Raw genomic sequence first — 12077 nt, 5'->3', positions numbered from 1 at the left:
CGGAGCCGCACACAGGTGCGGTCCCGCGCCCCTTCGGGGCGCGTCAAGGTGACGCCCGCAGCGGCCCGGGCCGCTGTCCGAGCGTCGCCCGCGCGTGGTTCATGAGGCCCGCGAGCCCCACCTCGAAGGCCCGGTCCGCGCGGCCGTCCCCCACCGCCGCCAGCGCCTCCGCCAGGCGCGGGGTCGGCAGCTCCGCCGTCAGCTCCCACATCGTCTCCGGGGCCGCCAGGTCCAGCGCCGAGCCGAGGACCAGGTTCTCCAGGGCGATCAGCAGCGGCATCACGTCCGCCGGGGCGAAGCCCGCCGCCAGCAGCAGCGTGACCGCGCGCTCGTACTGCTCCAGGACCCGGGGCGCGCGCACCGGCGACGTCATCAGCAGCGGGATCGTCCTCGGGTGCGCGGCGAACGCGGCCCGGTAGGAGCGGGCCCAGGACTCCAGCGCGGTGTCCCAGGGGGCCAGGTCCAGGGTCGCCGGGTCGATCGCGGCGGCGACGCGTTCGCGCAGCAGCTCGACGATGCCGTCCCGGCCGTCCACGTGGTGATACAGCGAGCCGGCCTGGGTGCCGAGCCGCTTCGCGATCTGCGGGACGCTGAAGTCGCCCTGTTCGTCCACGAGTTGCAGCGCGGTCGTGGTGATCCGCTCCCGGTCGAGGAGCGGGGTGCGCGGCCGTCCCATCGGTGTGTTCTCTCCTGAAGGTGTGAAACGGGGCTTCCCGGATGTCCAGGAGGAGGCTACATTGCCAAAACCGAAAGGCTTTAGATTTACGGGTCCGGGGCAGCACCTGCCCTGGTAGCGCCGGTCATCCCGCACGCCCGGAACCCTCCCCTCCATCGCGCTCGAAGGGCTCCCCCTCCATGTCCGTCACCGCCCGCCAGGACAGCTCGCCGCCCGCCGCGGCGACGCTCCGCTCCGGCTCGCTCGGCACCGCCGACATCGCCTTCTTCGTCATCTCCGCCGCCGCCCCGCTCACCGTGATGGCCGGCGTCGCCCCGCTCGCCGTCCTGCTCGGCGGCATCGGCGCCCCGGCCGGCTACCTCATCGCCGGCATCACCCTCGCCGTCTTCGCCGTCGGCTTCACCACCATGAGCCGGCATGTCAGAAGCGGCGGAGCCTTCTACGCCTACATCACCCGCGGCCTCGGCCGCCCCGTCGGCATCGGCGCCGCGCTGCTCGCCCTGATCGGCTACAACGGCATGGAGATCGGCGTCTACGGCCTGCTCGGCAGCGCTGGGCGGGACACCGCGAAAGCCCTCTTCGGCGCCGACGTCCCCTGGCTGCCGATCGCCCTCGCCGGACTGCTCCTCATCGGCTACGGCGGCTACCGCTCCGTCGAGTTCGGCGCCAAGGTGCTCGGCGTGCTGCTGGTCGCCGAGACCGGGATCCTCGCGCTGCTCGCGGGCGGGGTCCTCGTCAAGGGCGGCGCGCACGGCCTGTCCGCGGCCTCCTTCGCGCCGGGCCACGTCCTCGTCCCCGGCACCGCCGTCGTCCTGGCCTTCGCCTTCGCCGCCTTCACCGGCTTCGAGTCGACTGTCATCTACCGGCGCGAGGCCCGCGCCCCCGAGCGGACCGTACCGCGCGCCACCTACGTGGCCGTCGCGTTCCTCGGCCTCTTCTACGCCTTCTGCGTGTGGATCGTCATCCAGGCCTTCGGCAACGACGAGGTCGTCGCACAGGCCGCCAAGAACCCCGGCGGCCTGTTCTTCTCCGCCATCACCACCTACGTCGGCGGCTGGGCGGCCGACCTGATGCACGTCTTCATCGTGACCAGCATCATCGCCTCGCTGCTCGCCTTCCACAACGCGATCAACCGGTACGCCCTCGCGCTGTCCGAGGAGGGCGTACTGCCGAAGCCGCTGGGCACGATCCATCCGCGGCACCGCTCCCCGTACGCGGCCGGCCTGGCCCAGACCGTCCTCGGCCTGGTGGTCGTCCTCGCCTTCTGGGCGGCGGGCGCCGACCCGTACGACCAGTTGCTGCTGTGGGTCAACACCCCGGGAATGATCGGCCTGTTCGCCCTCCAGCTGCTGGCCGCGATCGCCGTGCCCTGCTACTTCCGGCGGGTACGGCACGACGAGGGCACGCTGCGGACCGTGGTCGCCCCGACGGTCGCGGCCGTCCTGCTCGCCACCGCCATAGGGCTCGTCATCACCCACATCGACCTGTTCACCGGAGCGTCCAGCACGGTGAACACGCTGCTGGTCCTCATCGCGCCCGCCGTCTTCGTGGCAGGACTCGGCCTCGCGTGGTGGCTGCGCCGCGAACGGCCGGCCGTGTACGCGGAGTTCGCCGCGGAGCCCGCTGAATAACCGTACGGAAGATCCGGAACACCCGCAGAACCGAAGCATCCGGAACATCCGGAACATCTGGAACAAAGGAGTTCACCCCGCCATGACCGCCGCCCCCGACCTGATCCTCACCGGCGCCGAGGTCCGCACCCTCGACCCCGCCCGGCCGTTCGCCACCGCCGTCGCCGTACGCGACGGGCTGATCGCCGCCGTCGGCGACGAACGGGACGTACGGGACTGGCGGGGGCCGGGCACCGAGGTCGTGGCACTGGACGGCGCACACCTGGTGCCCGGCCTGGTGGACGCGCACAGCCATCCGGTGTGGGGGCTGGACATGGCGAACGGGGCCGACCTGTCGGGGGTGACCGACCTGGCGGGCCTGAAGGCGGCGCTCGCCGGTGCCGCCCGGACCGACGGATGGGTGATCGGCTACGGCCTCGACCACAACACCTTCGAGGGCGGCCCCGTCCACCGCGCCCTCGTCGAGGACGTCCTCGACGGCGTACCGGCCTTCCTCCGCCTGTACGACGGCCATTCCGCGCTCGCCACCGGCCCGGCGCTCGCCGCGGCGGGTGTCACCGGGCCCCGGTCCTTCGCCCAGCGCGCGGAGGTGGTCTGCGACCCCGAGGGGCGGCCCACCGGGCACCTCGTCGAACACGCGGCGATGCAACTGGTCGAGCGGATCATGCCCCGCCCCTCCTACGAGGCCCGCCGGGCGCGGCTCGTCGAACTCCTCGCCGCGATGGCGGCCACCGGCCTGACCGGGGCGCACGTCATGGACGCCGGCGACGCGGAGCTGGTCGGGGCGGTGGCGGCGGAGACCGTCCTGCCGGTGCGGCTGCGCTTCGCGCCGTGGTGCATGCCGGGGACCGACGCGGCCGGGCTGGCGGAGCTGGTGGCCGCGCAGGGCCGGGGCGGGCGGCACTGGGTGGTCGACGGGGTCAAGTTCTTCATGGACGGGACCGTGGAGGGAGGCACGGCCTGGCTGGAGCACGCGGACTGCCACGGGCGGGGGACGGAGGCGTTCTGGCCCGACCCGGACGCGTATGCCGCCGCGGTGCGTCACCTGCACACGGCCGGGGTACGGACGGCCACGCACGCCATCGGGGACGCGGCGGTACGGCATGTCCTGGACGTGGTGGAGGGGCTGGGCGCGGGGGCCGCGGGCCGGCACCGCGTCGAGCACATCGAAACGGCGCCGGACGATCTCCTGCCGCGCTTCGCGGAGCTGGGGGTGGCCGCGTCGATGCAGCCGCCGCACACGGCGTACACGCGGGCCGACGGAACGGACGAGTGGTCCCGCCGGCTGGGCCCGGACCGCGCCGGGCACGCCTGGCGCCTGCGCGACCTGCGGGACGCGGGCGCGACGGTCGCCCTCGGCTCGGACTGGCCGATCGCCCACTACGACGTACGCGCCGTCCTGGCGACGGCCCGCACCCCACGCGGCGCCGCGTCGGCCCAGCAGGGCCTCACCGGCCTGGAGGCCCTGGAGGGCTGTACGAGCCATGCGGCGCGGGCGGCGGGCGAGTCGAAGACCGCGGGCCGCGTCGCGGTGGGCCACCGCGCCGACCTGACGGCGTTCACCGTGAACCCGGTGACGGCACCGCCCGACGAGCTCACCCACGCCCCGGTACGACTGACGGTGACCGGCGGCTACGTGGTGCACCGGGGCTGAGACGCCGACGGCCTGAGGCCGGTCCGGCACCGCCGGGATCCGCGGTGGCGGCTGGGCGCCGTTGCGGCGGGGGGGAAGGGGGCCGGGGGTTGTTCGGGTGTCGACAGTCGTGGTGGGTCGGCGGGTACGTGGTGCACCGGGGGTGAGACGCCGACGGCCTGGGGCCGGTTCGGCGCCGCCGGGATCCGCGGTGGCGGCTGGGCGCCGTTGCGGCGGGCTCAGGGGGGCGGCGGTTGTTCTTGGGGCGGGGTGCTGCTGTCGGACCGGCGGTCACTTTCTCTCCGCCGCAGCGATGCTCAGCCGCGACGGCGGAATCCGGCGGTGCCGAACCGGCCGTACGTGCCGCCTCGGTACGCCCCGGTACCGGCTCAGCCACCCGCAGGGCTCCGCGGCAACGCGCACGGCAGTGCCCCGTACCACAGGCGGGCCACCAGGAAGCCGAACGCCAGGCACAGGGCGCCCCCCACCGCGTCGAGCCAGAAGTGGTTGGCGGTGGCGACGATGACGAGGAGGGTGGCCGCGGGGTAGAGGAGGCCCAGGACGCGGACCCAGGGCACCGAGGCCAGGGCGAAGATCGTCAGGCCGCACCACAGCGACCAGCCGATGTGCATGGACGGCATCGCGGCGTACTGGTTGGACATGTGCTTGAGGTCACCGGAGGCCATCGAGCCCCAGGTGTGGTGGACCGTCACCGTGTCGACGAAGCCGCCGCCGTTCATCAGGCGGGGCGGGGCCAGCGGGAACAGGTAGTAGCCGAGGAGGGCCACCCCGGTGGCCGCGAAGAGGGCCAGGCGGGCCGCCGCGTAACGGCCGGGGTGGCTGCGGTAGAGCCAGACCAGTACGCCCAGCGTCACCACGAAGTGCAGCGTGGCATAGTAATAGTTCATGCCGATGATCAGCCAAGTCACCGAGTTCACGGCGTGGTTGACCGACTCCTCGACGGCGATCCCCTGGTACCGCTCGGCCTTCCAGAGCCAGGCGGCGTTGCGCAGCGCCTGCGCCCGCTGCTCCGGGACCGCGTTGCGGATCAGCGAGTAGGTCCAGTAACTCACCGCGATCAGCAGGATCTCGAACCAGAGCCGGGGCCGGCGCGGCGTCCGCAGCCGCCGCAGGAACCGCTGCTCCCCCTCGCCCGTGACGGTCCGCGGAAGGGTCTGTTGTGCGCGACCTTCCGGCTCTGTCACGGTCGAGTCACTCATAGGCACAGAGTCTGCCAGAAAAGACGTCTTCGACAGATCATCCCAAGGTTGGGTTCACCGCGCATGTCCTACCGCGCGGCGACTACTGCTCAGGTACCGCACAGCCGACAGCGAGGTACTCGGGCGTCGTCAGGGGCGGTTGGTGCGGTCGCCCGGCGCCGACGCCGTAGAACCGCGTACCACCAATTCCGGCATGAAAACGAACTCGCTGTGCGGAGCGGGAGTGCCGCCGATCTCCTCCAGAAGGGTGCGCACCGCCGCCTGGCCCATCGCCGGGACCGGCTTGCGGATGGTGGTGAGAGGGGGATCGGTGAACGCGATCAGCGGGGAGTCGTCGAAGCCGACCACCGAGATGTCCCGGGGGACGTCGAGGCCGCGCTGGCGTGCCGCCCGTATCGCGCCGAGCGCCATCATGTCGCTGGCGCAGACGATCGCCGTGCAGCCCCGGTCGATGAGCGCCGTGGTGGCGGCCTGGCCGCCCTCCAGGGTGTAGAGCGAGTGCTGGACCAGCTCGGACTCGATGGTGTCCGCCGACAGGCCCAACTGGTCCTGCATCGCCCGCACGAACCCCTCGATCTTGCGCTGCACGGGGACGAACCGCTTCGGGCCGAGGGCGAGCCCGATCCGGGTGTGGCCCAGGGAGGCGAGGTGGGTGACGGCCAGCGTCATGGCGGCCCGGTCGTCGGGGGAGATGAACGGCGCCTGCACCTTCGGCGAGAACCCGTCCACCAGGACGTACGGCACGCCCTGCGCCCGCAGCCGCTCGTAGCGCTGCATGTCGGCGGTGGTGTCCGCGTGCAGGCCGGAGACGTAGATGATGCCCGCGACCCCGCGGTCCACCAGCATCTCGGTCAGCTCGTCCTCCGTGGACCCGCCCGGGGTCTGGGTGGCGAGCACGGGGGTGTAGCCCTGCCGGGTCAGCGCCTGCCCGATGACCTGCGCCAGGGCCGGGAATATCGGGTTCTCCAGCTCGGGGGTGATCAGCCCCACCAGGCCCTCGCTGCGCTGCCGCAGCCGTACCGGACGCTCGTAGCCGAGGACGTCCAGGGCGGCGAGCACGGACTGGCGGGTGGTGGCGGCGACGCCCGGCTTCCCGTTCAGAACCCGGCTCACCGTCGCCTCGCTCACCCCCGCCTGCGCTGCGATGTCGGCAAGCCGTGTGGTCACGGCACTGGACTGTACCGGCCGTATGTCCCCTTGCACACCGATCGGGCGCCTGATGCGGCCTGGGGGGCGGCCCGTCCTGGGCTGCTGCGTCATCGCACTCCCTACTGAGACTTGACGGCAAGAGCTTGCAGAGTCTTGCACAAATGACCGTCGTAGCGCTCTACCGCCGTAAACAAGCGTCTCATGGCGGTCGCCGACAGGTCACGCCCGGATAACTTCGGAGATCTCTTGCACTTTTTTGCTGCAAGGTCTTTCGCGGGGCTTACATCGCTGTTACGTTCCCTGACGCCCGGCCGCCGCAGCAACGGCGCAGTCGGCACGACAGCGGGACGGTGGACGGGACCGCCCCCGCATCACTCGGGCTTAACCCTCAAGGAGAACTCATGCGGCGTGGCATAGCGGCCTCCGCGCTGGTGGCGTCCCTCGCCCTCACGGCGACGGCGTGCGGCGGGAGCGACAGCGACAGCAAGTCGGACGGGCCGGTCACCATCACCTGGTGGGACACCTCCAACGCCACCAATGAGGCACCCACGTACAAGGCCTTGGTCAAGCAGTTCGAAGCCGCGAACAAGAACATCAAGGTCAACTACGTCGACGTCCAGTTCGACCAGGCGCAGAACAAGTTCGACACGGCCGCCCAGTCCGGCAAGGGCGCCCCCGACGTGCTGCGCTCCGAGGTCGGCTGGACCCCCGCCTTCGCCAAGGCCGGCTACTTCGTGCCGCTGGACGGCACCGCCGCCCTCGCCGACAAGGACAAGTTCCAGTCCAGCCTGATGACCCAGGCCCAGTACGAGGGCAAGACCTACGGTGTCCCGCTGGTCACCGACACCCTCGCCCTCGTATACAACAAGGCGCTGTTCAAGAAGGCCGGCATCACCGCGCCCCCCACCAGCTGGGACGAGGTCAGGGCCGACGCCGCCAAGATCCAGGACAAGGCCGGGACCACCGGCTACTGGGGCCCCGAGGCCGCGTACTACACGCAGCCCTTCCTCTACGGCGAGGGCACCGACATGGTCGACGCCTCCGCCAAGAAGATCACCATCACCTCGGCGGCGGCCAAGAAGGGCTACCAGACCTGGCTCGACCTGTACTCCGGCAAGGGCCTGCACAAGGCGGACGTCACCGCCGACGCCTACGCCCACCGCCAGGACGCCTTCGTCAACGGCAAGGTCGCCATGACCATCGAGGGTCCCTGGGAGATCACCAACTTCTACAAGGGCTCCGCGTTCGGCGACAAGTCCAACCTCGGCATCGCCACGGTCCCGGCCGGCTCCACCGGCAAGGCGGGCGCCCCGACCGGCGGCCACAACCTGTCGGTCTACGCGGGCTCGGACAAGGCCCACCAGGCCGCGGCCGAGAAGTTCGTCGCCTTCATGACCTCCGCGAAGACGCAGACGGAGATCGCGCTGAAGAACTCCACCCTGCCGACCCGCTCCGACGCCTACACCGCCGCGGTCAAGGCCGACCCGGGCATCGCCGGCTACCAGGCCGTCCTCTCCTCCGCCCAGCCGCGCCCCGCGCTCGCCGAGTACTCCTCCCTGTGGGGCCCCGTCGGCACCGAGCTGACCAAGATCGCCGGCGGCAAGGAGTCCCTGGACAAGGGCCTGGGCAACGCCGAACTCGGGATCGAGAAGCTCGTCCCCGACTTCAGCAAGTAAGCGCCGGGTGGCCGCCGGAGCGCCCTGTTCAGGGGGGAGCGCTCCGGCGGCCACCGGCCTGTGCCAGCCGCCCAGCCCACCCCGGAGATCCGGCCGGCGCGAACCAGCCGGAAGAACCAGCCGGGAGAACCAGAAGGTGTCGAACCCATGACAGTCGCCATCGACCGCGCGACCGGCCAGCGCCGCGGTGACCGCGCGCCCCGCCCCGGGCTGGGCCAGCGGCTGAAGAACAGCTACCAGAAGTACTGGTACGCCTACGCGATGATCGCCCCCGTGGCCGTCGTCCTCGGGGCGCTCGTCATCTACCCGTTGGTGTACGGGTTCTACCTGACGTTGACGGACGCCAACAGCCTCAACACCGCCCGCACCATCGGCGTCAACCACATCGACGCCACGTACAAGTTCATCGGCCTGGACAACTACAAGGACATCCTGTTCGGACCGACGTCCTACGACCGTTTCTGGTCCCACTTCCTCTGGACGATCGTCTGGACCGCGCTCTGCGTCACCCTGCACTACACCATCGGTCTCGGCCTCGCCCTGCTGCTCAACGAGAAGTTCCGCGGCCGCACCTTCTACCGCATGGTCCTGGTCCTGCCCTGGGCGGTCCCGACCTTCGTCACCGTCTTCGGCTGGCGGTTCATGCTCGCCGACGGCGGCATCATCAACAGCGCCCTGCACTTCCTCCATCTGCCGCAACCCGGCTGGCTGGAGGACACCTTCTGGCAGCGGGCCGCGGCGATCCTCGTCAACACCTGGTGCGGTGTGCCGTTCATGATGCTGTCGCTGCTCGGCGGCCTCCAGGCCATCGACGGCACGCTGTACGAGGCCGCCGAGATGGACGGCGCCGGCGCCTGGCAGCGCTTCCGGTACGTCACCCTGCCGGGCCTGAGGTCCGTCAGCTCCACCGTCGTACTCCTCGGCATCATCTGGACGTTCAACCAGTTCGCCGTCATCTTCCTGCTCTTCGGCGACACCGCCCCCGATGCGCAGATCCTGGTCACCTGGGCGTACTACCTCGGCTTCGGACAGCAGCCGCGGGACTTCGCCCAGTCCGCCGCCTACGGCATGCTGCTGCTGGCCATCCTGATCGTCTTCACCTCCTTCTACCGCCGCTGGCTCAACCGCAACGACCAGCAGCTCGCGATCTGAGGCAGGAGTTCCCATGAGTACGACCACTGTCCAGACCTCCGCCCAGGTCGCCGAGGAGGCCCCCGTGACCAGCAGCCCGCGCCGCGTCCGCGGCCGCGGCGAGCGCGGCCCGCTCGCCACCACCGTCACCCACGGCATCCTGGGTGTCGCCAGCCTGGTCGCGTTCTTCCCGGTCGGCTGGCTGATCTTCCTCTCCCTCGGCCCGGACAAGGACGACTACCTGCACCCGAGCGGCATCTGGCACAAGATGACGCTGGACAACTACTCCTTCGTCCTCCAGCACACCGGGTTCTGGGACTGGTTCAAGACGACGATGATCGTCGTCGGCGGTACGACGGTCATCGGCCTGATCCTCGCCTCCACCACCGGCTACGCGGTCTCCCGGATGCGCTTCCCGGGCTACCGGAAGTTCATGTGGCTGCTGCTGGTGACCCAGATGTTCCCGATCGCCGTGCTGATCGTGCCGATGTACCAGATCATGTCGCGGCTGGGCCTCGTCGACAGCTACCTCGGCCTGATCCTCGTCTACTGCACCACCGTCGTGCCGTACACGGCCTGGCTGCTCAAGGGCTACTTCGACACGATCCCCTTCGAGATCGACGAGGCCGGCCGCGTCGACGGGCTCTCGCCGTTCGGCACGTTCGGCCGGCTGATCCTGCCCCTGGCGAAGCCCGGCCTCGCGGTCGCCGCGTTCTACAACTTCCTCACCGCCTTCGGTGAGGTCGCGTTCGCCTCCACGTTCATGCTCAGCGACGACAAGTACACGTTCGCGGTCGGCCTACAGAGTTTCATCAGTGAGCATGACGCGCAGCGGAACCTGATGACCGCGACGGCGGTGCTGATCGCGATACCGGTGGCCGTGTTCTTCTACCTCGTGCAGAAGAACCTGGTGACCGGCCTCACCGCCGGCGGGACCAAGGGCTGACGCCACGCCGGTTGCCGGAAAGCCGCCTCGGCCGTCGTTCGTCTGCGGCGCCGTCGTGGCTGGTCGCGCAGTTCCCCGCGCCCCTTCGGGGCGCGGGGGTGGCGGCCGCGGTCTCCATCCGACCCCGCTGTGACCGCGGCCGCCTCGTCACCGCCCCGCCGCCGTATTCACCTCTGACCCGATGACCCTGTCACGACGCATCAAGGACGCCATGAGCCAGCAGCAATCCGCCGCACCGGCCCCCGCCCTCGCCACCGTCGCCCGTCGCCGCGACTGGTGGCGGGACGCGGTGATCTACCAGGTCTATCCGCGCAGCTTCGCCGACAGCAACGGCGACGGGATGGGGGACCTGGAGGGCGTGCGCTCCAGACTTCCGTACCTGCGTGACCTCGGTGTCGACGCCGTGTGGCTCAGCCCGTTCTACGCCTCCCCGCAGGCCGACGCGGGCTACGACGTCGCCGACTACCGGGCCGTGGACCCCATGTTCGGCAACCTGCTCGACGCGGACGCGCTGATCCGGGACGCCCATGCGCTGGGCCTCAGGATCATCGTCGACCTCGTGCCGAACCACTCCTCGGACCAGTACGAGTGGTTCAGGCGGGCGCTGGCCGAGGGGCCCGGCTCGCCCCTGCGGGACCGCTACCACTTCCGTCCGGGCAAGGGCGAGAACGGCGAACTCCCGCCCAACGACTGGGAGTCCATCTTCGGCGGGCCGGCGTGGACGCGGGTGGCCGACGGGGAGTGGTACCTGCACCTCTTCGCCCCGGAGCAGCCCGACTTCAACTGGGAACACCCCGCGGTCGGCGACGAGTTCCGCTCCATCCTGCGGTTCTGGCTGGACATGGGCGTGGACGGCTTCCGCATCGACGTCGCCCACGGGCTGGTGAAGGCGGCGGGGCTGCCGGACATCGGCGGCGGCGACCAGCTGAAGCTGCTGGGCAACGATGTCATGCCGTTCTTCGACCAGGACGGTGTCCACGAGGTCTACCGCCAGTGGCGGCACGTCCTCGAGGAGTACGCCGGCGAGCGGATTTTCGTCGCCGAGGCCTGGACGCCGACCGTCGAGCGCACCGCGAACTACGTCCGCCCGGACGAACTCCACCAGGCCTTCAACTTCCAGTACCTGAGCACGGCGTGGGACGCGAAGGAGCTGCGGGCCGTCATCGACCGCACCCTGGAGGCGATGCGCCCGGTCGGCGCCCCGGCCACCTGGGTCCTCTCCAACCACGACGTCACCCGGCACGCCACCCGCTTCGCCAACCCGCCCGGCCTCGGCACCCAGATCCGCTCGGCCGGCGACCGGGAGCTGGGGCTGCGCAGGGCGCGGGCGGCCACCCTCCTCATGCTCGCGCTGCCCGGCTCGGCGTACATCTACCAGGGCGAGGAGCTCGGCCTCCCGGACGTCGTCGACCTGCCCGACGAGGTCCGCCAGGACCCCGCGTACTTCCGGGGCGCGGGCCAGGACGGCTTCCGCGACGGGTGCCGGGTGCCGATCCCGTGGGAGCGGGAGGGCTCGTCGTACGGCTTCGGGGCCGGGGGCAGCTGGCTGCCGCAGCCCGCGAGCTGGGGCGGGCTGAGCGTGGCGGCGCAGACCGGGGTGGCCGGTTCCACCCTGGAGCTGTACCGCGGCGCGCTGCGCGTCCGCCGTGAGCAGGCCGACCTCGGCGCGGGCGACGCGGTGGAGTGGCTGCGCGCCCCGGAGGGCGTCCTCGCCTTCCGGCGCGGGGAGTTCGTCTGTGTCGCGAACACCAGCGGCGAGTCGGTGACGACTCCGGCGTACGGCAGGGTGCTGCTCGCCAGCGGTGAGCTGACGGAGGCCGCCGGCGAGGCGAAGGTGCCGGCCGACACCACGGTGTGGTGGACGACCGCCTGACGCACACCCGACGGTCCGTCACCCGGTAACTCCTTGCAGCAACTTCACGGGGCCCGCTACCCAACTGGGTGGCGGGCCCTTAACATCTGCGCAACCGCAAGGTTTCAGCAACCTTTCAGCAAGAGCCTTCAACGGCGAAGGA

The 12077-nt window shown here is 71.0% G+C and carries 9 protein-coding genes; 6 read left to right on the top strand and 3 right to left on the bottom strand.

Annotated elements, in window-relative coordinates; translation table 11 throughout:
- Window positions 1-43 precede the first annotated feature (43 nt).
- Window positions 44-676 (bottom strand): TetR/AcrR family transcriptional regulator C-terminal domain-containing protein, encoded by a 633-nt coding sequence (locus AB0P24_RS26260; protein ID WP_365798006.1) that lies wholly within the window; start codon window positions 674-676, stop codon window positions 44-46.
- A gap of 179 nt (window positions 677-855) precedes the next feature.
- On the opposite strand from AB0P24_RS26260, the gene AB0P24_RS26255 reads away from it, so the two are divergent.
- Together AB0P24_RS26255 and AB0P24_RS26250 are read left to right on the top strand one after the other, a co-directional pair.
- Window positions 856-2307, top strand: coding sequence for an APC family permease (locus AB0P24_RS26255; protein ID WP_365798004.1), 1452 nt, complete (start codon window positions 856-858; stop codon window positions 2305-2307).
- Window positions 2308-2389: 82 nt separating this feature from the next.
- Entirely contained in the window at window positions 2390-3961 is a 1572-nt protein-coding gene (locus AB0P24_RS26250; RefSeq protein WP_365798002.1) for an amidohydrolase, read from the top strand.
- 368 nt (window positions 3962-4329) lie between these two features.
- Here AB0P24_RS26250 and AB0P24_RS26245 read toward each other — a convergent pair whose 3' ends face one another.
- Window positions 4330-5160, bottom strand: a complete 831-nt coding sequence (locus tag AB0P24_RS26245; protein WP_365798000.1) for a phosphatase PAP2 family protein — start codon at window positions 5158-5160, stop codon at window positions 4330-4332.
- A gap of 129 nt (window positions 5161-5289) precedes the next feature.
- Entirely contained in the window at window positions 5290-6327 is a 1038-nt protein-coding gene (locus AB0P24_RS26240) for a LacI family DNA-binding transcriptional regulator (protein ID WP_365797998.1), read from the bottom strand.
- A gap of 383 nt (window positions 6328-6710) precedes the next feature.
- On the opposite strand from AB0P24_RS26240, the gene AB0P24_RS26235 reads away from it, so the two are divergent.
- The 4 genes from AB0P24_RS26235 to AB0P24_RS26220 all read left to right on the top strand — a co-directional run bounded on the left by AB0P24_RS26235 (window position 6711) and on the right by AB0P24_RS26220 (window position 11935).
- On the top strand, window positions 6711-7985 hold the full coding sequence (locus tag AB0P24_RS26235; protein WP_365797996.1) for an extracellular solute-binding protein: 1275 nt from the start codon (window positions 6711-6713) through the stop codon (window positions 7983-7985).
- Window positions 7986-8132: 147 nt separating this feature from the next.
- Window positions 8133-9137 (top strand): sugar ABC transporter permease, encoded by a 1005-nt coding sequence (locus AB0P24_RS26230; RefSeq protein ID WP_365797993.1) that lies wholly within the window; start codon window positions 8133-8135, stop codon window positions 9135-9137.
- A 13-nt stretch (window positions 9138-9150) separates the two neighbouring features.
- Window positions 9151-10062 carry a carbohydrate ABC transporter permease gene (locus AB0P24_RS26225; protein ID WP_365797991.1) on the top strand — a complete coding sequence of 304 codons (912 nt, stop codon included), beginning with the start codon at window positions 9151-9153 and terminating at the stop codon, window positions 10060-10062.
- 211 nt (window positions 10063-10273) lie between these two features.
- Window positions 10274-11935: a glycoside hydrolase family 13 protein gene (locus tag AB0P24_RS26220; RefSeq protein ID WP_365798173.1), complete on the top strand. Its 1662-nt coding sequence runs from the start codon at window positions 10274-10276 to the stop codon at window positions 11933-11935.
- Window positions 11936-12077: the final 142 nt, after the last annotated feature.

It is taken from the genome of Streptomyces sp. NPDC086519, assembly GCF_040686075.1.
GTDB lineage: Bacteria > Actinomycetota > Actinomycetes > Streptomycetales > Streptomycetaceae > Streptomyces > Streptomyces shenzhenensis.
Note: the sequence above shows the minus strand (reverse complement) of the source record. Positions and strands in the feature narration are given on the sequence as shown.

Excerpts from the sequence above, each read along its gene's own strand:
- AB0P24_RS26260 (WP_365798006.1), bottom strand. The coding sequence starts at position 676 with ATGGGACGGCCGCGCACCCCGCTCCTCGACCGGGAGCGGATCACCACG.
- AB0P24_RS26255 (WP_365798004.1), top strand. The coding sequence starts at position 856 with ATGTCCGTCACCGCCCGCCAGGACAGCTCGCCGCCCGCCGCGGCGACG.
- AB0P24_RS26250 (WP_365798002.1), top strand. The coding sequence starts at position 2,390 with ATGACCGCCGCCCCCGACCTGATCCTCACCGGCGCCGAGGTCCGCACC.
- AB0P24_RS26245 (WP_365798000.1), bottom strand. The coding sequence starts at position 5,160 with ATGAGTGACTCGACCGTGACAGAGCCGGAAGGTCGCGCACAACAGACC.
- AB0P24_RS26235 (WP_365797996.1), top strand. The coding sequence starts at position 6,711 with ATGCGGCGTGGCATAGCGGCCTCCGCGCTGGTGGCGTCCCTCGCCCTC.
- AB0P24_RS26230 (WP_365797993.1), top strand. The coding sequence starts at position 8,133 with ATGACAGTCGCCATCGACCGCGCGACCGGCCAGCGCCGCGGTGACCGC.
- AB0P24_RS26225 (WP_365797991.1), top strand. The coding sequence starts at position 9,151 with ATGAGTACGACCACTGTCCAGACCTCCGCCCAGGTCGCCGAGGAGGCC.
- AB0P24_RS26220 (WP_365798173.1), top strand. The coding sequence starts at position 10,274 with ATGAGCCAGCAGCAATCCGCCGCACCGGCCCCCGCCCTCGCCACCGTC.